We start from the raw sequence: 20,154 nt of genomic DNA on the forward strand, positions 1-20,154 counted from the left end.
ACCCGCTTTCTGGCGGGCTTATTGGTGTTTTAGCGCCTTACCCGATTTATTCTGTCAGGAATCCGTTAACCAACAAGAGCACAAAAAAGTATAAAAACGGGGTAATTCCGACCTGTGAAGCAAACTGTGAAGTGGATCAGATACATTCGTGGTTTTTTGTTAATAATCAGATACAAAGGTGATTATCAGGGTTGTCGCAGCGGGAAAATGAATAATGATGTTCGAATTATCCATAGCGTTTCCGGTTCGGGTGCAAAATGGCGGGCTGTTTATTTCACGCGGTGTCGGGACACATCCGGCACGCAGGCTGACCTCGTGGGAGATCATCTTCGTTGAGCGCGGTCAGTTAACCATTCGCGAGGATGACGTGCTGTATAGCGTGCAGGCGGGCGAAAGCCTGCTGCTCAGGCCCGGGCATTTGCATGTGGGTGAAGGGATTTTTCCGGCGGATCTGAAATTTTACTGGCTGCATTTTGACTGGTTGAAACAGCCGAAGCTTCAACATGGATTACACCAGGCACTGCTGCATCTTCCCCAGCATACCCGCGTTGGCGATCCGGCCTATATCATCGCCCTGTTCAGGCAGTTCCTCAGCGAGCAGGAAAACATTCACCGGAGCGTCGCACTGGAATGTATTTTACTGCTGATCCTCCAGCAGCTCGCCGCTCCCGCCCTGCATGAGGACGTCGTTGACAGTCCCGGCGTTGACCTGGCCTGGAAAGCGAACCAGCTCATTCGTACCCAGTATCACCTGCCGCTTTCGACCTCCGCACTGGCAAAAATGCTGCATTGCAATGCGGATTATCTGGGACGCGTTTACCGGCGCGTATTTCGCCTGACGCTGACGGAAGCCATCCACCGGCAGCGCGTCTTAATGGCAGAAAAATTGCTGATCGGCGACAAGCTGCCGCTAACCGAGGTGGCGCGCCAGTGTGGGTTCAATGATGTAGGCTATTTTCGCCAGATATTCCGCAAGCACACCGGCTTAACGCCCGCCAGCTGGAAGCGGCGCTACTGCCGGGAACATATCAATTCCTGATGATTCGCCCCGGCCCGCCGCGGGATTTCCCCGCACGGGCGGAGCGCCAGGTCTGCCGACGCGGTTAACGATTAAGACGCTTTAACGCGTTTCGCGACCACGGTGCAGTTGCGTCCGGTGTTTTTAGCCTGATACAGAGCATCATCGGCCCGCTTCAGGCTGCTTTCCAGTGGCAACCGGCGCGCGTCCCATTCGGCCACACCGATGGATATGGTGATATGACCGACTTCCTCAATCTCTTTTTCCGCGATGCTGTTCCGAATCCGCTCGGCCGTAGCCTCTGCTTCTTTTAGAGAGGTATTCGGCAGCAGCATTAAAAACTCTTCGCCACCGTTACGGCTGACCACGTCCGACTGCCGGGCGCTCTGCCGTAGCGCCTGCGCCACCTGCTGAATCACCCGATCGCCAACATCGTGTCCCCAGTTATCATTCACGCTTTTAAAATGGTCGATATCCAGAGCCAGGACGGCGAAAGGCTGGCGTATGCTCTGGTAATAATCGAGTACCGCATTCAGCCCGCGCCGGTTCAGTAACAGGGTCAGTGAATCGGTCTGTGCTTCGGAGCTCAGGCGACCGATTTTATCCTGCACCAGACCAATGCCGGTGAGTAGCGCCCGTTTTACCTGCGCGGCCTCAAAGTACCATGCGCGAATGCCGCCAATTTCATAAGTGGCGCTTGAGGCATCAATTTTGCTGGCCTTGCGGGCCAACTGCCAGAGCGGCATGGCGATCATCCGCGCCAGAATGACCGCCACCAGCAAGGTCAGCAGCGCAAAGGGCACAGAACGTTTCAGGACTTTCAGGAGCAGGCCCGACAGCGGTTGCAGCGTGACGTCGACAGGCTTCAGTGCCACCACCATCCAGCCGGTCGTCGGGACGATGGCGTAACCCGCCAGCCGGGTCGGTTTGTCGGTCTCGGTTAAGACCAGCGAGCCGTTATCTTTTTCCTGGCGCTCACGTTCGCTCATCAACGGCGGCATAATTTTGCCGACCATTTGACGATTCTGGTGATACAGCACCTGGTTATTACTGTCGAGAACAAACACGCTGGTGCCGTCACGATAAAACTGTTCACCCAGCAGCGCGTTCAGAATACTTTTCTTTTTAAGGTAAATCGTGCCGCCAATATAACCCAGATAGCGTCCCTGATTATTCCAGATCGGCCATGAGACAAAAATAAGCAGGTTATTCGCAGCGGAAACCGTCGGTTTGCTAATTAACGGCTGTCGGGTTTGCAGCGCTTCGCGGGCCGCATCGCTGGTCAGATGCATCCCCGTTAAGGTCAGGGATTCAGGTGATATCGCCTGAACGTTGCCGTTTTCATCCACCACGGCGACAGAGTTGAAACTGTCGGTCTGTTCACGTAAACGGTTAACTTCCGCTTTGAGCAGTGACGCATTATTGAAATCTTTTCCCAGTACATTGGCACTAAAGTGCAGTTGAGACTGCGCCAGACGGAAAAAAACCTCACTGGTGGAGGCCAGCTTGGCCGCATACGCGCGGTTGGCTTCCAGCGTGCTGTCAATCAGCACCATGCGTTGCACGCGCCAGGTCGCATATAAATTATTGGCAAGCGTGATGACAATACTGGTAATTACCAGCAGCGCAATAAGCGTGCGTAAGTCCGCCCGGGGACGGAAATTAATTAGCATGGCGTGGACGCCACAGTGCAAAGATTCATTTTGCTGTGCCTGGCTCTGTTGTTTTTATGGTAATAGCGGTCCTACTGCGTGTAAGTCTACACGCAGTAGGACAATTTGAGCAGGTTTAAGCGCGGCATTCACCAAAAAGTCAGCCTGTACGGCCTTTAATCGATTAAACCGTTTTGGTCATAAAAAGGCCATGGCCCGTCATAGTCACCAATGGCACATTGATGCGTCGTCATTCCCTGCTGTGGATGCCAGCGATGGAGCAAAAATCCAGCCGGTTCCAGCACAAAATTTGCGGGCCCATCCGGTTGCAGATCCAGCGCAACCTGATGGGAGACGCCAGGCGCAATACAGGCCAGCGTACCGGCAAAGCGCGTCTGAATGGCGCGATGCACATGACCGCACAGCACGCGTTCTGTCTGCGGATGGCGGGCAATAATCGCCGCCAGTGCGTCGGGATCGCGTAATCGCTGGCGATCCATATGATCGATCCCGCAGGCAAACGGCGGATGATGCAGCATCACCAGCGTGGGCACGCTCGGTGACGCGGTCAGTGCTGCATCCAGCCAGCTAAGCTGCTGCTCATCAAGCTGGCCCCACGGTTGCTGCGGCACGCTGGAGTCGAGCGCCAGCAGTTGAATGCCCTTCACCTCCTGCCGCCAGTTAAGCGTTGGCCCCTGCTGCAAATAGGGGTGATCGGGAAACGCTGCCCTCAATGCCTGGCGATCGTCATGATTGCCCGCCATCAGATAAAACGGCAGATCCAGCGTTGCCAGCGCCTGCCGTAACGTCTGATACTCTGCCGCCGTGCCAAAATCCACCAGGTCACCGGTTATCACCACGGCATCGGGCCGTGGCCTAAGCCCATTCAGGGTGTTAATCGCCCGTAGCAGGGCGTTATAGGTATCGACCTTTTTATACGACAGACGACCGTGGGCTTTAATATGCAAGTCGCTGATTTGCGCAATCAGCGTAGGTTCAACAGACAAACGTTGTCTCCTTAAACAGTAAATTCAAGCGCGGCCTGCTCAGCCAGCGACCAGCTGACGCGCTGCCCGGCGTGCCAGGTTTCCCGTGCGTGTCGCTCTACCTGAATCGGCTTGTCCAGCCCGATATCGATCATCAAACGTTGGGATGCTCCGAGAAAGGTGCTGGCAACGATATAACCGTGCTGTGTATAGCGGCCTTCGTCTGCCAGCAGCACATCCTCTGGGCGACAAAAACGCAGCGGATGGCCCTGCTCATCACGTGCGATACAGTTAATCGCGCCAACGAAATCCGCCACAAAGCGAGAGGCCGGACGCTGATAGATGGCCTGCGGCGTGTCGATCTGCACCAGGCGCCCCTGTTCCATGACGGCAATACGATCGCCCAGCGCCATGGCTTCCTGCTGATCGTGGGTCACGTACACGGCGGTGATAGCCAGTTTTTTTAACAGGCTCCCGATTTCCAGACGCAGCCGCTCGCGCAGTTTGGCATCCAGCGCCGCCAGCGGCTCGTCAAACAGCAGCACTTTAGGCCGCGCCGCCAGCGCTCTTGCCAGCGCCACGCGCTGTTTCTGTCCGCCGGAGAGCTTGTCGATATGACGTTGGGCCAGGGAAGTGAGATCGACCAGTTCCAGCATTTCCTCAACACGCGCCTCTCGCTCGTGGCGCGGGATGCCCTGCACTTTCAAGCCATAAGCCACGTTCTGTGCCACGTTCAGCGTGGGGAACAGGGCGTAGTTTTGAAAGACCATTCCCACGTTACGTTTCTCGACAGGCAGGTCGGTCACGTTGCGATCGTCAAACCAGACTTCACCCGGCGCATCGGTGCTCTCCAGGCCGCTGATAATGCGCAACGTGGTCGTTTTGCCGCAGCCGGATGGGCCCAGCAACACCAGGGTTTCGCCTGACCGTACGCTCAGATCGAGCGGATGGAGCGCCTGGTGATGATTAAAGCGGCGTGCGCAGCCGCGCAGCGTCACGTTTACAGCTTCAAGGATCATGCTTTCTCCTCCCTGTGTTGCTGACGAGACTGGCGTTCAAGCCAGTGATTACAGGCGTTGAGCATCAGCAACAGTGGTAAAATCATTAAAATAAAGATCAAGGTGTAGGCCGACCCCACTTCCAGCCGCATTGAGGCATAGCTGTCGGCCAGGCCCACGGGCAGAGTTTTGGTGAGTGGCGTATGTAACATCCAGGTAATGTTAAATTCACCTACCGATAGCGTGATTACCATAAAGGCCCCGGCGAGAATGCCGTTGCGGCAGTTAGGCACCACCACGGTGAAAAAGCGACGCCAGAAGCCCGCGCCCAGGCTGGCGGCAGCCTCTTCAAGGCGCGGTAGCTGAATAGCCTGCATCACCGCCAGCACCGGGCGAATCATAAACGGCAGCGTAAAAAGGACGTGGCCGATCAAGATAAAAACCCAGCTGTCACGCAGGCTGCTGAACTGACCGTACAGCAGGATAATGCCCAGTGCGGTGGCCAGGCCCGGTAGCGCTACCGGCAACATCAGGCACTCTTCAATGCGCGATGACCAGCGCGACGACGATTTCAGTAAGCCCCAGGCGGCTGGCACGCCGATCACCAGGGTCACCGCCAGACAGCTGACGGCGATTAACAGTGACAGCCAAAAGGTGTCGCTGTACATCTCCCAAACCTGTTCCACCCATTTCAGCGTCAGTCCGCTGCGCAGACCAACAAAGTAGTTCTGCGTCACGCCCGCCAGCATCGACAGGATGACCGGAACAATCATGAACAGAGCAGTCAGCGTGGTAATGGCGATTTGCAGGTAAAATAAACCACGACGTTTCATGACGACGTCTCCTGGCGGGATTGGGTGAGCACCCGCACCAGCATTAAGCCTGCCCAGGCGACGGCCCCCATGACCACCGACAGCGCCGCAGCGGTGGCAAAGTTCGCGTAGTTGGTAAATTCGCCATAGATGGTGAGCGGAAGGACACTCAGGTCAGTTCCCAGAGTAAATGCGGTGCCGAATGCGCCCATGCTGGTGGCAAAGCAGAGTGCACCGCTGGAGAGCAGTGCCGGTTTAAGCCCCGGCACAATCACATCCCAGACAATGCGCCACTGGCTGGCACCTAACGAACGGGCCGCCTCTTCCAGCGAGCGATCCAGTTTTTCGCTGGCGGCCACTAATGTCACTATGGCGCGCGGCAGTGAAAAGTAGAGATAACCAATGAACAGCCCGGTCAGTGAATAGGCCAGCGTCCAGCGCTCGTCAAACAGGCGCAGGCTGATCTGGGCCAGAACGCCCTGCCGTCCCGCCAGCATCACCACTAAAAACCCCACCACCACGCCAGGAAAAGCCAGGGGAAAGGTCAGCAGTGCCAGCAACGTTCCGCGCCCGGTGAAGCGCTGGCGGGCCAGAAAGCAGCCCACCACAGTGGCAATGACCAACGTCAATAGCGTGACCGACAGCGACAACAGTACGGTATTCACCAGGCTTTGCAGATATTGCGGCTGGGTAAGCACCGTCCAGTAACCACTGTGCTGGGTGCTGCGATCTGGCGTCATGCCCATCTGTAATAAACGGGCGAAAGGCAACAGCCAGAACGCGGCAAAAAACAGTAACGCAGGCAGCAGCATCCATGGCCAGTTTGCCCCCTGCTCGCGTCGGCGTGACCGGCGGCGCGAAGCCACCGGTAAATCGCGGCGGGCGTCAGACGGTGCCATTACCGAATCTCACTCAGGTAACGGGCAGAGAAGGCTTTCTGTGCATCGGCCATCTGCTGGTAGTCCACAGTGTGCGCACGGGCGTAATCACTGTCTGGCAGAAAGTGCGTTTTAGCCTCAGCAGACATGGCCGAAGGACGCACCGGACGCAGATAGGCATTGGCCCAAATCGCCTGACCTTTATCAGACAGCACATAGTCCATGACTTTTTTGCCGTTGGCGGTATGGGGCGCGTTTTTCACCAGGCTGATGACGTAAGGCACCGTGACCGTTCCTTCCTGCGGGATCACAAATGCCACATTGGCATGGTCTTTATATTTGGCGCGATAGGCATTGAAGTCGTAATCCAGCAGAATCGGGATCTCACCGGAGATAAGACGCGCGTAGGCGGTCTGCTTAGGCACGATAGGCTTGTTCGCCTGTAACTTTTTGAACCAGGTCAGGGCTGGGGTGAAATCCTGCATGCTGCCCCCTTTCGCCTGGTTTACCGCCACGGCGGCAACATAACCGACAAACGCACTGGCCGGATCGAGATAGCCCACCATGCCTTTGTATTCTGGTTTCAGCAGATCGTCCCAGGATTTGGGAATGGGCGCGCCGCCCAGGGCATCCACATTCACCATAAAGCCCATCGTGCCGGAGTGCAGTGCAACCCATTTCCCCTCCGGATCTTTCATGCCTGTCGGCACCCGATCCCAGTTGGCTGGCTTGTAGTCAGCAATCACGCCTGCCTGCGCCGCCTGGATACCGAAGCTGACGCCGTAGTACACCACGTCGGCAACCGGATTACCTTTCTCGGCAACCAACTGCGCCAGAGCCTGTCCTGAGTTCTTGTTATCCTGCGGCACCACGATACCGGTGTCTTTTTTGATGGCCTGCAGCTCGGTGGCCCAGTCCGCCCATTCGGGTGGACAGTTGTAGCAGATCGCATTTTCAGCCGCCTGCACCAGCGGGCTGGAAAATGCGCAGGCGGTAAAGAATGCCGCCCTGGCAAGCAGCGTGATTTTATTGTGTGTAGACATGATGGTTCCCTGATGTTGACGAGTGAAATACGGTCGCGATGCTCTCGCCTGTACGCAGCCGGTGGTCCAGCAGGCGCGAGTCATCGTGAGAAGGTTGGAGAAGCATATCGATTGCGCAGGCACCCAACTGATCGCTGGGTTGCACTACGCTGGCGAGTGATGGCGAAAGCTGTTCGCCAATGGCAATGCCATCAAACCCCATGACCGACAGCTGTTGCGGCACCTGAATGCCTGCACGTGCCGCCGCGCCAATCAGGCTGATCGCCAGCAAATCGTTACTGCAAATCACGGCGGTCAGCGGGTCAGCGCCGTTGATCAGCGGTAAAAGCGGATCGAATCGGGATTGGATATGACTTGGCATGTCAATCAGCCCGCGAGGGACGAATCCCGCCTGCTGCATGGCATCGCAATAGCCCAGATAACGCTGGCGTGCACGGTCAGACTGCAACATCGGCCCTGCCGCCATGGCGATATGCTGATGGCCCAGCGCAATCAGATGTGCCGTGGCTTCCGCCATCGCGCGGCGGTTATCCACGTACACACAGCGCCAGTTTTGGTTTTGCGGGACGTTATGCGCCAGCACAAAGGGCATGTGCGCCGCTGCCAGCGTCGGTAATACGCTGCTGCTGTCCGCGTCGGACACGGTCAGCACCAGGCCCGCGACGCGCTGACGCAACATATGTTCGACAATGGCCGCTTCGCGTTCTGGCTGGTAATCCGTCGTTGCCACCAGCAGGCCATAACCCGCCAGCCGCGCCTGTTGCTCCATGGCCTCAAGCTGTAAGGCAAATACCGGGTTACTGAGTGAAGGAAGTAAAACCCCCAGCGTGGTGGAGTGTTGCGTGCGAAGCTGGCGCGCAATATGGTTCGGTCTGAACCCCAGCTGTTCCGACGCATCCAGCACTTTTTTCAGGGTGCCAGGCTTGAGCAGATGGGGATCGGAAAAGGCACGGGCCGCGGTTGCTCGCGAAACGCCTGCCAGTACCGCCACACTGATTAAATCACTCATCTCACCCTCGTTTATCCGTAATGAGATCGATCTCATTGCTGCGTAAACTAACGGCGTTGTGTGACACGAACATCACGGCAAGATGACGTTGTGGTGACAGCAGCCCAAAATGCCGCCAACACGTCGCAGCCAAAGGCAGCGTTCTGATTTTGCTGTAATGCGCGGTGGCCTTGCTGAAGAGAGCCGGCATGAAGCCGGGAGGGAAACGTTCGGCGCGCAAGAACCGTGCGTCATTGCCGGGTCACGGAATAGAGATGCTGCCCGAGCTTTGCCCCTTCGTCGCCTCAGCTGAGAGGGATGATCATCGCCACGTCGGTGTCTTTACTCAGCCCGCTGACAGGCCAGCGTTGTGCATCCGTATGACGTTCTGTCGCCCACCGTGGCCTGACAGGTCGCGTTTTACGCACAATCCCCTGCACCTGCTGCCACTGCGCCATTTCATTCTTCCCCACCAGTGGTTAAGATACGAAGAAGGCACCAATATTGACGTAAAAAAAGAACATTTCCGCTGCTTACCTGGCCAAATCAGGGATTCATTACAGGATAAAGGCATGTTGAACCGGTTAAAAAAGACGCTGATTGCGACGCTGCTCCCTGCACTGACATTATCCTGCCCGTTAACCTCGCACGCAGATATCAGTGACTCATTGCCGGATATGGGGACAACGGCAGCCTCGACCTTGTCGATTAATCAGGAACTGCAGATGGGCGACTTCTACGTCCGCCAGCTCCGCGCCAGCGCCCCGCTGATTAACGATCCCTTACTGAATCAGTACATCAACCAACTCGGGCAGCGCCTGGTTTCACATGCGGACGGGGTTAAAACGCCTTTCCACTTTTTCCTGATTCAGAACGATGAGCTCAACGCGTTCGCCTTTTTTGGCGGTAATGTGGTGCTGCACGCGGCCCTGTTCCGTTTTACGGATAATGAGAGCCAGCTGGCGTCGGTGATGGCCCATGAAATTTCTCACGTCACGCAACGCCATCTGGCGCGCGCGATGGAAGATCAAAAACGCAATGCGCCGCTGACCTGGGTGGGCGCTCTTGGCTCCATTTTACTGGCAATGGCCAGCCCGCAGATGGGGATGGCGGCACTCAGCGGCACGCTGGCAGGCACGCAGCAGGGAATTATTAGCTTTACCCAGAACAATGAGCAGGAAGCAGATCGCATCGGTATTCAGGTGTTGCAGCGATCGGGGTTTGATCCCCAAGCCATGCCTAACTTCCTGCAAAAACTGGCTGATCAGAGCCGTTTCTCTTCAAAACCGCCTGAAATACTGTTAACGCACCCGCTGCCTGACAGCCGCCTTGCCGATGCGCGCAACCGTGCCAACCAGATGCGTCCGGTGGTCGTGCAGTCGTCACAAGACTTCTATCTGGCCAAAGTGCGGTCATTAGGCATGTATTCGACGGGCCGCAACCAGTTGACGGACGATTTGCTCACGCAATATGCCAACGGTAATTCTCGCGAACAGCTCGCCTCACAGTACGGTAAAGCCGTGCAGTTTCTTCAGGCCAAACGCTATGACGAGGCGAAAAAGATCGTGGCACCCCTGCTGGCTAAACAGCCTGAAAATGTCTGGCTGCTGGATCTGATGACGGACATTGATATCGGCCTGAACCAGCCGCAGCAGGCAATAGCCATGCTGACCGCCACGCAGGCGGCAAAAACCAGCCCGGTCGTGCAGCTAAACCTCGCTAACGCTTATGTGGAGGCGAAACAGCCCGCGAATGCCAGCCGCATCCTGAACCGCTATACCTGGACACATAAAGATGATACCAACGGGTGGGATCTGCTGGCTCAGGCCTCAGCACAGCAGGGACAGACAGATGAAGAACTCTTTGCCCGCGCCGAAAGTCTGGCGTTGAACGGCCAGCTCGATCAGGCCATTAGTGCCCTGAGCCGTGCCAGTGCACAGGTGCCGCTCGGCAGTCTGAAACAGGCCCGATACGATGCCCGCATCGATCAGTTACGTCAGCTTCAGCAACGCTTTAAGCAGTATCAAAAAGGATAATAGTATGGTGACGCTTTATCATAATCCGCGCTGCAGCAAGAGCCGGGAAACCCTGGCGCTACTGGAGCAACAGGATATTCACCCGACAATCGTGCGTTATCTGGACACACCGCCCGATCGCCAGACCCTGCAAATCCTGCTGCAGAAACTGGGCATGCAAAGCGCGCGTGAGTTGATGCGCCATAAAGAGCCATTATATGCGGCGCTGGGGCTGGATCGGCCAGAAATCGGGGAAAGCGCGTTGCTGGACGCCCTGCTGGAACATCCCAAATTGATCGAGCGACCCATTGTGGTTAACGGCGATCGCGCCCGACTGGGACGTCCGCCCGAAGCGGTGCTGGAGATTATTTAGAGACCGAGGGTTTCTTTCACGAAGGGAATCGTCAGCTTACGCTGGGCGCTGATCGACGCACTGTCCAGGCGATCCAGCGTATCAAACAGGGTACGCATTTCACGATCGAGCCGCTTCAGCAAAAACCGACCAACGTCTTCGGGCAGTTCAAATCCCCGCAATCCGGCACGCAGTTGTAAAGCCTGTAACTTATCTTCATCAGAAAGCGGCTGTAGACGATAAATTTGCCCCCAGTCGAGGCGGGATGCCAGGTCGGGCAAATGCAAATTAAGCTGACGCGGTGGGCGATCGCCGGTAATAAATAACCGGGTATTGCCGGTTTCCAGGATGCGGTTATAGAGATCGAAAATCGCCATTTCCCATGCTTCGTCTCCCGCAATGCATTGAATATTGTCGATGCAAACCAGCGGCAGTTGCTCCATGCCTTCCAGCACTTCCGGGACAAACCAGGTGCGTTTATCAAGCGGCACATAGCCCACGGCTTCGCCGCGTGCGGACATTTCAGCGCAGGCGGCGTGCAGCAGATGGCTGCGACCGCCCCCTTCACGAGACCAGAAATAGAGATAGCTGCCATGCTGCTGGCTAAGCGCACCCTTAATCGCGGCAATGAGCGACGGGTTTTCACCCGGCCAGAAGCTGGCGAAGGTTTCGTCGTCAGGCAAATAGAGTGGCAATGACAATTGTGCCGGCGTGTTCAGAAGCACCTCAGCAAGAGAACAAGCAAAAATCGGGGCAAGTCTATCATAGTTTTTAACCAGAGATGAATCGGGCATCCCTGCCCGCGTATTGACGTCTAGCTGCGCGATGACGACTCGGGGTTATCTTCTGCATCCAGAATCACTTCTTCCGGACGCAGTACGGAAATCACCCGAAAGATTAAGGCCAGCGCAACGCCGACGAGTGTTGCCAGCGCCATGCCTTTTAGCTCGGCAGCACCGATATGCACTTTCGCCCCGCTAACGCCAATAATCAGGATAACCGAGGTCAGGATCAGGTTTTGCGCCTTGTTGTAATCCACTTTAGATTCAATCAATACGCGAATACCGGACGCACCGATAACCCCATACAGCAGCAAGGACACGCCGCCCATAACGGGCACCGGAATCGCCTGAATCGCGGCCGCCAGTTTGCCCACGCAGGAAAGTAAAATGGCGAAAATGGCCGCACCGCCAATCACCCAGGTACTGTAAACACGGGTAATCGCCATCACGCCGATGTTTTCGCCGTAGGTTGTGTTGGGCGTTGATCCAAAGAAACCTGAAATAACCGTCGATAAGCCGTTGGCGAACATCGAACGATGCAGTCCGGGATCGCGCACCAGATCTCTTTTCACGATATTCGCCGTGACCACCAGGTGGCCTACATGCTCGGCGATGACCACCAGAGCAGCAGGCAGAATGGTCAGCATGGCAATCCACTCAAAGCGCGGCGTATAAAAGGTTGGTAAGGCAAACCAGGGCGCATGTTCAACGCCGCTCCAGTCCACGATGCCCATGAACGCGGAAAGTGCGTAACCCACCAGCACACCGATCAGAATCGGAATGATGGCCATAAAACCACGAAACAAGACCGAACCAAACACGGTGACGGCCAGGGTGACGACGGAAATCAAGACGGTTGTGCCGTCCGGCGACTGGCCTTCGGCAGGAAGCAGTCCGGCCATATTCGCGGCTACGCCAGCCAGTTCCAGACCAATGACGGCCACGATGGCGCCCATCGCCGCAGGCGGGAACATCACATCCAGCCAGCCTGTCCCGGCTTTTTTAACGATCAGCGCAACCAGGCAGAACAACACGCCACACATAATAAAACCGCCCAGCGCCACTTCATAGCCCAGCGGCAGCAGCAGCAAGACGGGCGAAATAAAGGCAAAGCTCGATCCCAGATAAGCCGGGATTTTTCCTTTACAAATAAACAGATACAACAAGGTGCCAATACCGTTAAACAGCAATACCGTCGCCGGATTGATGTGGAACAGAATCGGTACTAATACCGTAGCGCCAAACATGGCAAACAGATGTTGCAGGCTGAGCGGAATGGTTTGCAGTAATGGCGGCCGTTCGCTAACGCCGATAGCGCGACGAGTCATTAAAAGTCCCCTTGAGTTAATCGTCTGTTTTTAGATAAAAAAAAGCCGACTCTGTGGTCGGCTAATTCATTTGATGGTCTGTTACGACAGAAAAAAGCGGCCCGGCCTGCTGCTGCAGGCTGAAAACACCGTGATGCGTGGAGCCGCGCATTTTCGTCATTACTTGGTGCCGAAGATTTTATCGCCAGCATCGCCCAGGCCCGGGATGATATAGCCTTTGTCGTTGAGTCCCTGATCCACAGAAGCGGTGTAAAGCTCAACATCCGGATGCGCTTTTTCCAGCGCGGCAATGCCTTCAGGCGCAGCGACCAGCACCAGCACTTTTATGCTGCTACAGCCCGCTTTCTTTAACAGATCGATCGTGGCGATCATCGAGCCGCCTGTGGCCAGCATCGGGTCAACCACTAACGCCAGGCGCTCTTCAATATTTGAAACCAGCTTCTGGAAATAAGGTACTGGTTCCAGGGTTTCTTCGTCACGGTAAACGCCTACAACGCTGATGCGCGCGCTGGGAACGTGTTCGAGCACCCCTTCCATCATGCCCAGACCGGCACGCAGAATAGGCACCACGGTGATTTTTTTACCTTTGATTTGATCAACCTGAACCGGGCCATTCCAGCCCTCAATCGTCACCTTTTCGGTTTCCAGGTCGGCGGTGGCTTCATAGGTCAGCAGACTGCCGACTTCAGAGGCCAGCTCGCGGAAACGCTTTGTACTGATATCATGCTCACGCATCAGTCCCAGTTTATGTTTGACCAGCGGGTGTTTAACTTCCACGATCTTCATTGTTGTTCTCCCGGAGTGAGTTGAGCTAAAAAAAAATCGCCGGATTATACCGCCTTTTCGCCCCTGCGCCACATGTGCTTGCGCAATCAAATGCATTTTGTCAGGACAAAGTAAGGATTAATGAAAATCGCCAGGGACGCAATCTGAGACTCGCAAACGTTTGCCTGCGCTGGTAGAATTGCCGCGCTTTATATTAAACCACCAACCGCAACTCGCGTGGGGACCTCGCAGTGACCGATAAGACCTCTCTCAGTTACAAAGACGCCGGTGTTGATATTGATGCTGGTAACGCTCTGGTTGACCGTATTAAAGGCGTAGTGAAAAAGACGCGTCGCCCGGAAGTAATGGGTGGACTGGGCGGTTTCGGTGCGCTTTGTGCGCTGCCGCAAAAATACCGTGAACCCGTGCTGGTCTCCGGCACTGACGGCGTAGGTACCAAACTGCGTCTGGCGATGGATCTCAAGCGCCACGATGCCATCGGCATTGACCTGGTAGCGATGTGTGTCAACGACCTGGTGGTACAAGGCGCTGAACCGCTCTTCTTCCTGGATTATTACGCCACCGGCAAACTGGATGTGGATACCGCTTCCGCCGTTATCACCGGTATCGCCGAGGGTTGCCTGCAGTCAGGCTGTGCACTGGTGGGCGGTGAAACCGCTGAAATGCCAGGCATGTATCATGGCGAAGACTACGACGTGGCTGGCTTTTGCGTGGGCGTGGTTGAGAAGTCAGAAATCATTGATGGCAGCAAAGTGCAGGATGGTGATGTCCTGATCGCACTAGGTTCCAGCGGCCCGCACTCCAATGGTTATTCACTGGTGCGCAAAATCCTGGAAGTCAGCGGTACCGATCCGCTGGTGGAACAGCTGGAAGGCAAACCGCTTGCCGATCATCTGCTTGAGCCAACCCGTATCTACGTCAAGAACATCCTGAGCCTGATCGAACAGGTCGATGTTCACGCTATCGCTCACCTTACCGGTGGCGGTTTCTGGGAAAATATCCCACGCGTGCTGCCCGATAACACCCAGGCCGTGATTGACGAGAACAGCTGGCAGTGGCCCGCCGTGTTTAGCTGGATGCAGCAGGCCGGTAATGTCAGCCGTCATGAAATGTATCGCACGTTCAACTGTGGCGTCGGTATGGTGATTGCACTGAGCCCTGCCGATGCGGATAACGCCGTTGAACTGATGCGCGCCGCTGGTGAAAATGCCTGGAAAATTGGCGTGATTAACGCATCAGAAGCGGAAGAGCGTGTGGTCATCACGTCATGAAAAAGCTGGTTGTGCTGATTTCCGGCAACGGAAGTAATCTTCAGTCCATCCTTGACGCCTGTGCAAACGGGCGTATTCACGGCAGCGTTGCTGCCGTATTCAGTAATAATGCTTCCGCCTACGGCTTAGTGCGCGCCTCGCTCGCCGGGATTCCGGCGACCGCGCTGAATCCCCGTGATTTCAGCGATCGTGAACGTTTTGATCGGCAGCTTATGCATGAGATCGATGCCTATGCCCCGGACGTCGTCGTGCTGGCCGGTTATATGCGCATTTTAAGCCATGCTTTTGTGGCGCATTACGCTGACCGCCTGCTGAATATTCACCCGTCGCTTCTGCCCAAATATCCCGGTCTGCATACTCACCGCCAGGCGCTGGAAAACGGCGATGCTGAACACGGCACGTCTGTGCATTTCGTGACGGATGAGCTGGACGGTGGGCCGGTGATTCTACAGGCAAAGGTACCGGTTTTTGCGGAAGACAGTGAAGCGGACATTACCGAGCGCGTACAACATCAGGAACATGCCATTTATCCACTGGTGATTAGCTGGTTTGTTGAAGGCCGCCTGGCTATGCATGATGGTAAGGCCTGGCTGGATGGTAAACCATTGCCCCCTCAGGGTTATGCACACGAGTAACTCACAGGGAGCCTGGCTCCCTGCACCTGTCAGCCATACCGCCCGGTAATATAATCTTCCGTTCGCCGCACCTTCGGCGCAGTGAAAATGCGGTCGGTGTCATCAAATTCGACCAACGCGCCATTGTGCATAAAGGCGGTGTAGTCCGACACCCGTGAAGCCTGCTGCATATTGTGGGTGACCAGCACCAGCGTGAAGTGCTGTTTCAGGGTGCTCATCAGTTCCTCAATCACCAGCGTTGAAATCGGGTCCAGCGCGGATGTCGGCTCATCCAGCAACAGCACGTCCGGCTCAATCGCGATAGCACGCGCAATCACTAACCTTTGCTGCTGACCGGTGGAGAGCGTCAGGGCATTCTGTGCCAGTTGATCTTTCACTTCCCCCCATAACGCTGCCGCCCGCAGTGCTCGTTCACAGGCCTCGTTCAGCACCCGCTTATCGCGCACGCCCTGTAAGCGCAGGCCATAAACCACGTTTTCGTAAACCGACTTCGGAAAAGGATTGGGCCGCTGAAACACCATTCCAACACGACGGCGTAGCGCGGAACGATCCTGAGTGGGCCGCATAATCGACTGCTGCTCAAGCAAAATGTCCCCGTCGACACGACAATTGTCGATCACATCATTCATGCGGTTAAAACACCGCAGCAGCGTTGATTTGCCACAGCCGGAGGGACCGATTAATGCGGTAATCCGGTTTTTAGGCAGTTGTAGCGAGATATCATGAAGCACCTGGCGCTCACCGTACCAGAGTGAAAGATGATCAACGGTTAGCGCAATATCAGTTTCGGGCATTGTAGTCATCGTCAGTTATTGAGTCATCAGGCGATAGCGTTCACGTAGACGGTGACGCAGGCCCATGGCTAACAGGTTCAGCAACAGAATAATTAACACCAGCAGCAGCGCCGTGGCAAAAACCAACGGACGGTCGGCCTCTGTATTAGGGCTTTGAAAGGCTAAATCATAAATCTGAAAGCCCAGATGCATGAATTTCCTGTCAAGGTGCAGATAGGGGAAGACGGCATCAACGGGCAATTCCGGTACCATTTTTACTACGCCAACCAACATCAGGGGGGCGGTTTCTCCCGCCGCGCGGGCCACCGCCAGAATCAGCCCGGTTAACATGGCCGGAACCGCCATCGGTAACACCACATTCCACAAGGTTTCGGCCTGGGTCGCCCCGAGCGCCAGCGATCCCTGCCTCAGACTATCCGGAATACGTGATAACCCCTCTTCCGTTGCCACAATCACCACCGGCAGGGTCAGCAAGGCCAGCGTCAGCGATGCCCAAAGTAAGCCCGGCGTACCGAACGTGGGATTCGGCAGTGCGCTGCTGTAAAACAGCCGATCGACCGTTCCGCCCACCAGCCAGACAAAAAAGCCCAGACCAAACACACCATAGACAATAGAGGGCACGCCCGCCAGATTCACCACCGCGATGCGCACCAGCCGAGTCAACGCATTACGTCCGGCATATTCATGCAGCCAGACTGCCGCGATGACCCCCAGCGGCATGACCACCACCGACATCAGCAGCACCATCAGCACCGTGCCGAACAGGGCGGGGAAAACGCCAAAATCGCTTTCGCCCTCCGCAGGTGAATCGCTGACAAAGCGCCACAACTGCTGTAAGAAGTGCCCTGTTTTTTCTGTTAGCGTCATGGCGTTGGGCTGCCAGGCGGCCACAATCTGCGACAGTGGGATGCTGTGCTCAATGCCATTAACGTCACGCAGAATCAACACGTCACGCTCGCTTTCTTCTTGCAGGTTGTTGAGTCTTTCATTGAGCTGGATAAGCCGGCGTTCCAGGGCTGCCTGGTTAGCGTCGTATTCTGACTGCGCCTGTAAATCGAACTGCTTTTCCTCACGCTGCTGTTCAGCCTGATCGTCTAACTGATCCAGTTGTTGATTCAGCTGAGCCATATCAATACGACGGATCTCGCTGGCCTGGCGCACAGTGAGCTGTACCTGTTCGAGTCGCTGCTGCAGTAGCGCATGGATGTTCTTTGCCGTCAGCGCCTCATTGTCTTCGCGCAAGCCGACAAGCCAGCCGTAAGCATTGCCGTGGCTGCGGCGCTGTAACACCATGATATCGTCCGGCTGACTGACCGCCGGTGCGGCTTTGCTGAGCGCAATACGAAAATCGGGCGCGGCCCAGTCGCGATTGCCGGTCTTGATCAGGTAGCGGTGCAGAAAGGCTCGCTGGCCGTCTGTCCCTTCAGCGGGTGCCGGATACGTCGACTGCCGCTCAAGGGTTTCACCCAGCAGGCGGGTTTGACTGCCGTCGGGCTGCGTAAACGTATAGAGTTCTACTCTGTGGGGCCAAAACGTCCGTAGCCCCTGCCATCCCAGCAACCCAATCAGTAAGGTAAACGCCAGCAGACACACCGTCACGGCCCCGGCCGTTAACCAGCGCCAGCGGTCGTTTTGTCGCATCACCTTCATGCCTGCTCCTTATACTGACTGAAGCGCAGGCGCAGGCGCTGGCGGATGAGTTCTGCAAAGGTATTAATGATCATCGTAAAAATCAGCAGCAATAGCGCACTTAAGAACAGAATCCGATAATGGGCGCTGCCCACCGCGGCTTCGGGCATCTCAATCGCGATATTGGCGGAAAGTGTACGCAGGCCGCTGAACAAGCCGCCTTCACTTTGCGGCGTGTTACCGGTCGCCATGAGTAAAATCATGGTTTCGCCGACCGCCCTGCCAAAGCCAATCATCAGGGCGGCAAAGATGCCCGCCGAGGCGCCCGGCAGCACCACGCGCGTCAGGGTTTGCCAGGGCGTGGCACCCAGCGCCAGTGAACCTTGTCCCAACGAGGCCGGTACGCTAAACAGCGCATCCTCTGCAAGGGTGAAAATTAAGGGCACCAGCGCAAACCCCATCGCCAGCGCTGCCACCAGCAGGTTACGTTGCTCGTAATGCGGTAGCCAGTCGCCGGCATCCGGTACGATCAGCGTCGGCAGCCACAACGTTAGCAGAGTGACAACAAGCAGCACAGGCAGTAATAACAGCACCTCGCGCCCCGGCTGCCGCCAGCGTTCAGGCAGGCGATGGCTCACTACGCCGCACCCGAGCAGGCTGCCGGCAAGCGTGACGGGCAGCAACAGCACGCCAATTAACGCCTGACCTACATGGGGCGCTAACCATAATCCGGCTATCAGTCCGATCACCACGCTGGGCAGTGCGCCCATCATCTCAATCGCGGGCTTAACCCAACGGCGCAAGCCCGGCGCCATAAACCACGCAGTATACATGGCAGCCGCCAGCGCCAGTGGTGTCGCAAACAACAGTGCCATGCTGGCCGCTTTCAGTGTGCCCACAACCATGGGAATTAAGCTGAATTTTGCCTGATAGCTGTCGCCAGCATTCGTGGATTGCCAGACCCAGTCGGGTTTAGGGTAGTTTTCATACCAGATTTTTTGCCAGAAATTACGCCAGGTCACATCCGGCCAGGCATTCGTCAGCTTCAGCGTTTCCCAGCCTGACTGCCGTTCCAGCAACAGGCTGTCGCCATGGGGTGAGAATTGCGCCTGAAGAATGCCGGGGGCCAGCTGACGTTGCAGGATCGGCCCATTCTGTTTACTGGCAAAGACTTTCAGCATGCCGGCGTGATCAAAAGTGGCGAAAACCCGTCGCTGTGGCTCGCTGATGATCGTGGCCTGTCCGGTGCTGTGTTCAAAAGTACGCACAGGGTGTAAGCGCAGACCGTGCTCACCTGCGATGGAAAACCACTGGGTAATGCCGCTGTCATCCTGGATCAGCAGGGTTTGCCCTCCAGCCAGTAACTGCAGCTGTTGAGGCACCTGAGGCAGCGTCTGCGTTTCGCGCAGCCATGCTCGCCCGTCATCAATTTGCCAGACCCGCAGCAGGTGACCTTCGGTGGTATACAGCAGGTCACCTTTTGGCGACAGTAACAGATGTTGGGGCTGCTGGGCTGGCAGCGTAATCAGCGATGCCTGCTGGTTAGTGCCCAGCGTCAGTATGCTTAATCCTGCGTCACCTGAGGCGGCAATGCGCCACTGTTCCGGGGTAATCGTGGCGAGCGCCATCTTTTTTATGCCACCCTGCGGCAGCCGAAACACGTTATCACCTAGCGGAAAATGCCACTCGCCCTCGCCCTGGCTTATCACCGGTTGCAGCAGCGTTAAGTTGCCCTGGGCATTAAGCAGTAATGTCCTGTCGTCTGCGCTGGTCACGATTTGCTGTGGAACGGATGACAGTGCTAAAGCCGGAGCCGCCGGTTGGCCATTCAGCGGAATAAATCGCGCCTTACCATCACTGCTGATGCGCCAGCCCAGGGTTCCCTGGTTGCCAATCGCCAGGGCCGGGGCCGAGTCCCACAGTCGTTGGCTGCTGATGCTTTGCACGCCCGGCGCGCTGAACAGCGGCAGGACCACCCAAAGCAACCAGAAGAACAGCAGCATCATCAGTAGCAGAATAGCCACCCCGCAAGACGTGACGAGGCGCCGCGTAAAGCGGTCAATCGCACGTCGTCGGCGATCGCTAAACTGCACAGGAATATGGTTTACGCTCATGCGGCCCTGATTATCCGGCGGAAATGAGTCGCTATGTTGCCCGTAGCTGGTTGATAAGACAACTTTTGCCGTT

At 56.3% G+C, this 20,154-nt stretch carries 19 protein-coding genes; 5 read left to right on the forward strand and 14 right to left on the reverse strand.

What is annotated here, in order from left to right:
• Positions 1-217: 217 nt before the first annotated feature.
• Complete coding sequence (locus A6A26_RS20900; protein ID WP_063881225.1) at positions 218-1,039, forward strand: AraC family transcriptional regulator; 822 nt, start codon at positions 218-220, stop codon at positions 1,037-1,039.
• A 71-nt stretch (positions 1,040-1,110) separates the two neighbouring features.
• Here the strand turns inward: A6A26_RS20900 and A6A26_RS20905 are convergent, their stop codons facing one another.
• The 8 genes from A6A26_RS20905 to A6A26_RS25635 all read right to left on the reverse strand — a co-directional run bounded on the left by A6A26_RS20905 (position 1,111) and on the right by A6A26_RS25635 (position 8,833).
• A complete protein-coding gene (locus A6A26_RS20905) occupies positions 1,111-2,691 on the reverse strand; it encodes a sensor domain-containing diguanylate cyclase (RefSeq protein WP_063880530.1) in 1,581 nt (526 codons plus the stop codon).
• Between the two features lie 155 nt (positions 2,692-2,846).
• Positions 2,847-3,677, reverse strand: a complete 831-nt coding sequence (locus A6A26_RS20910; protein ID WP_063880531.1) for a phosphodiesterase — start codon at positions 3,675-3,677, stop codon at positions 2,847-2,849.
• A gap of 11 nt (positions 3,678-3,688) precedes the next feature.
• A complete protein-coding gene (locus A6A26_RS20915; protein ID WP_063880532.1) occupies positions 3,689-4,675 on the reverse strand; it encodes an ABC transporter ATP-binding protein in 987 nt (328 codons plus the stop codon).
• Positions 4,672-5,487 (reverse strand): ABC transporter permease, encoded by an 816-nt coding sequence (locus A6A26_RS20920; protein ID WP_063880533.1) that lies wholly within the window; start codon positions 5,485-5,487, stop codon positions 4,672-4,674. The genes A6A26_RS20915 and A6A26_RS20920 overlap by 4 nt, the downstream gene beginning before the upstream one ends.
• Positions 5,484-6,365 (reverse strand): ABC transporter permease, encoded by an 882-nt coding sequence (locus A6A26_RS20925; protein WP_063880534.1) that lies wholly within the window; start codon positions 6,363-6,365, stop codon positions 5,484-5,486. The genes A6A26_RS20920 and A6A26_RS20925 overlap by 4 nt, the downstream gene beginning before the upstream one ends.
• Positions 6,365-7,387, reverse strand: a complete 1,023-nt coding sequence (locus tag A6A26_RS20930) for an ABC transporter substrate-binding protein (RefSeq protein ID WP_063880535.1) — start codon at positions 7,385-7,387, stop codon at positions 6,365-6,367. The genes A6A26_RS20925 and A6A26_RS20930 overlap by 1 nt, the downstream gene beginning before the upstream one ends.
• On the reverse strand, positions 7,371-8,396 hold the full coding sequence (locus A6A26_RS20935) for a substrate-binding domain-containing protein (RefSeq protein WP_063880536.1): 1,026 nt from the start codon (positions 8,394-8,396) through the stop codon (positions 7,371-7,373). The genes A6A26_RS20930 and A6A26_RS20935 overlap by 17 nt, the downstream gene beginning before the upstream one ends.
• Before the next feature lie 284 nt (positions 8,397-8,680).
• Positions 8,681-8,833: a hypothetical protein gene (locus tag A6A26_RS25635; RefSeq protein ID WP_156506689.1), complete on the reverse strand. Its 153-nt coding sequence runs from the start codon at positions 8,831-8,833 to the stop codon at positions 8,681-8,683.
• 114 nt (positions 8,834-8,947) lie between these two features.
• On the opposite strand from A6A26_RS25635, the gene A6A26_RS20945 reads away from it, so the two are divergent.
• On the forward strand, positions 8,948-10,411 hold the full coding sequence (locus A6A26_RS20945; protein ID WP_063880538.1) for a beta-barrel assembly-enhancing protease: 1,464 nt from the start codon (positions 8,948-8,950) through the stop codon (positions 10,409-10,411).
• A gap of 4 nt (positions 10,412-10,415) precedes the next feature.
• A complete protein-coding gene (gene arsC, locus A6A26_RS20950; RefSeq protein ID WP_063880539.1) occupies positions 10,416-10,763 on the forward strand; it encodes an arsenate reductase (glutaredoxin) in 348 nt (115 codons plus the stop codon).
• On the opposite strand, the gene hda is transcribed toward arsC, so the two are convergent.
• From hda to upp, 3 genes are all read right to left on the reverse strand, one after another.
• Positions 10,760-11,461: a DnaA inactivator Hda gene (hda, locus tag A6A26_RS20955; protein ID WP_216639872.1), complete on the reverse strand. Its 702-nt coding sequence runs from the start codon at positions 11,459-11,461 to the stop codon at positions 10,760-10,762. The two genes, arsC and hda, sit on opposite strands and share 4 nt — an antisense overlap.
• A gap of 95 nt (positions 11,462-11,556) precedes the next feature.
• On the reverse strand, positions 11,557-12,852 hold the full coding sequence (uraA, locus tag A6A26_RS20960) for a uracil permease (protein ID WP_063880540.1): 1,296 nt from the start codon (positions 12,850-12,852) through the stop codon (positions 11,557-11,559).
• A gap of 159 nt (positions 12,853-13,011) precedes the next feature.
• Positions 13,012-13,638 (reverse strand): uracil phosphoribosyltransferase, encoded by a 627-nt coding sequence (upp, locus tag A6A26_RS20965; RefSeq protein ID WP_013026702.1) that lies wholly within the window; start codon positions 13,636-13,638, stop codon positions 13,012-13,014.
• A 230-nt stretch (positions 13,639-13,868) separates the two neighbouring features.
• On the opposite strand from upp, the gene purM reads away from it, so the two are divergent.
• Both purM and purN read left to right on the forward strand, forming a co-directional pair.
• Entirely contained in the window at positions 13,869-14,909 is a 1,041-nt protein-coding gene (gene purM, locus A6A26_RS20970; RefSeq protein WP_063880541.1) for a phosphoribosylformylglycinamidine cyclo-ligase, read from the forward strand.
• Positions 14,906-15,544 (forward strand): phosphoribosylglycinamide formyltransferase, encoded by a 639-nt coding sequence (gene purN / locus A6A26_RS20975; protein ID WP_063880542.1) that lies wholly within the window; start codon positions 14,906-14,908, stop codon positions 15,542-15,544. Before purM ends, purN begins: the two co-directional genes overlap by 4 nt.
• 29 nt (positions 15,545-15,573) lie before the next feature.
• On the opposite strand, the gene pstB is transcribed toward purN, so the two are convergent.
• Genes pstB through A6A26_RS20990 form a run of 3 tightly spaced genes read right to left on the reverse strand, consistent with a single transcriptional unit; the run spans position 15,574 to position 20,081 of the window.
• A complete protein-coding gene (gene pstB / locus A6A26_RS20980; RefSeq protein WP_063880543.1) occupies positions 15,574-16,347 on the reverse strand; it encodes a phosphate ABC transporter ATP-binding protein PstB in 774 nt (257 codons plus the stop codon).
• Between the two features lie 6 nt (positions 16,348-16,353).
• Positions 16,354-17,988, reverse strand: a complete 1,635-nt coding sequence (gene pstA / locus A6A26_RS20985) for a phosphate ABC transporter permease PstA (protein ID WP_063880544.1) — start codon at positions 17,986-17,988, stop codon at positions 16,354-16,356.
• Positions 17,985-20,081 carry an ABC transporter permease subunit gene (locus A6A26_RS20990; protein WP_063880545.1) on the reverse strand — a complete coding sequence of 699 codons (2,097 nt, stop codon included), beginning with the start codon at positions 20,079-20,081 and terminating at the stop codon, positions 17,985-17,987. Before A6A26_RS20990 ends, pstA begins: the two co-directional genes overlap by 4 nt.
• Between the last annotated feature and the right edge of the window lie 73 nt (positions 20,082-20,154).

It is taken from the genome of Pantoea sp. OXWO6B1 (assembly GCF_001641135.1).
GTDB classification, from domain to species: domain Bacteria; phylum Pseudomonadota; class Gammaproteobacteria; order Enterobacterales; family Enterobacteriaceae; genus Pantoea; species Pantoea allii.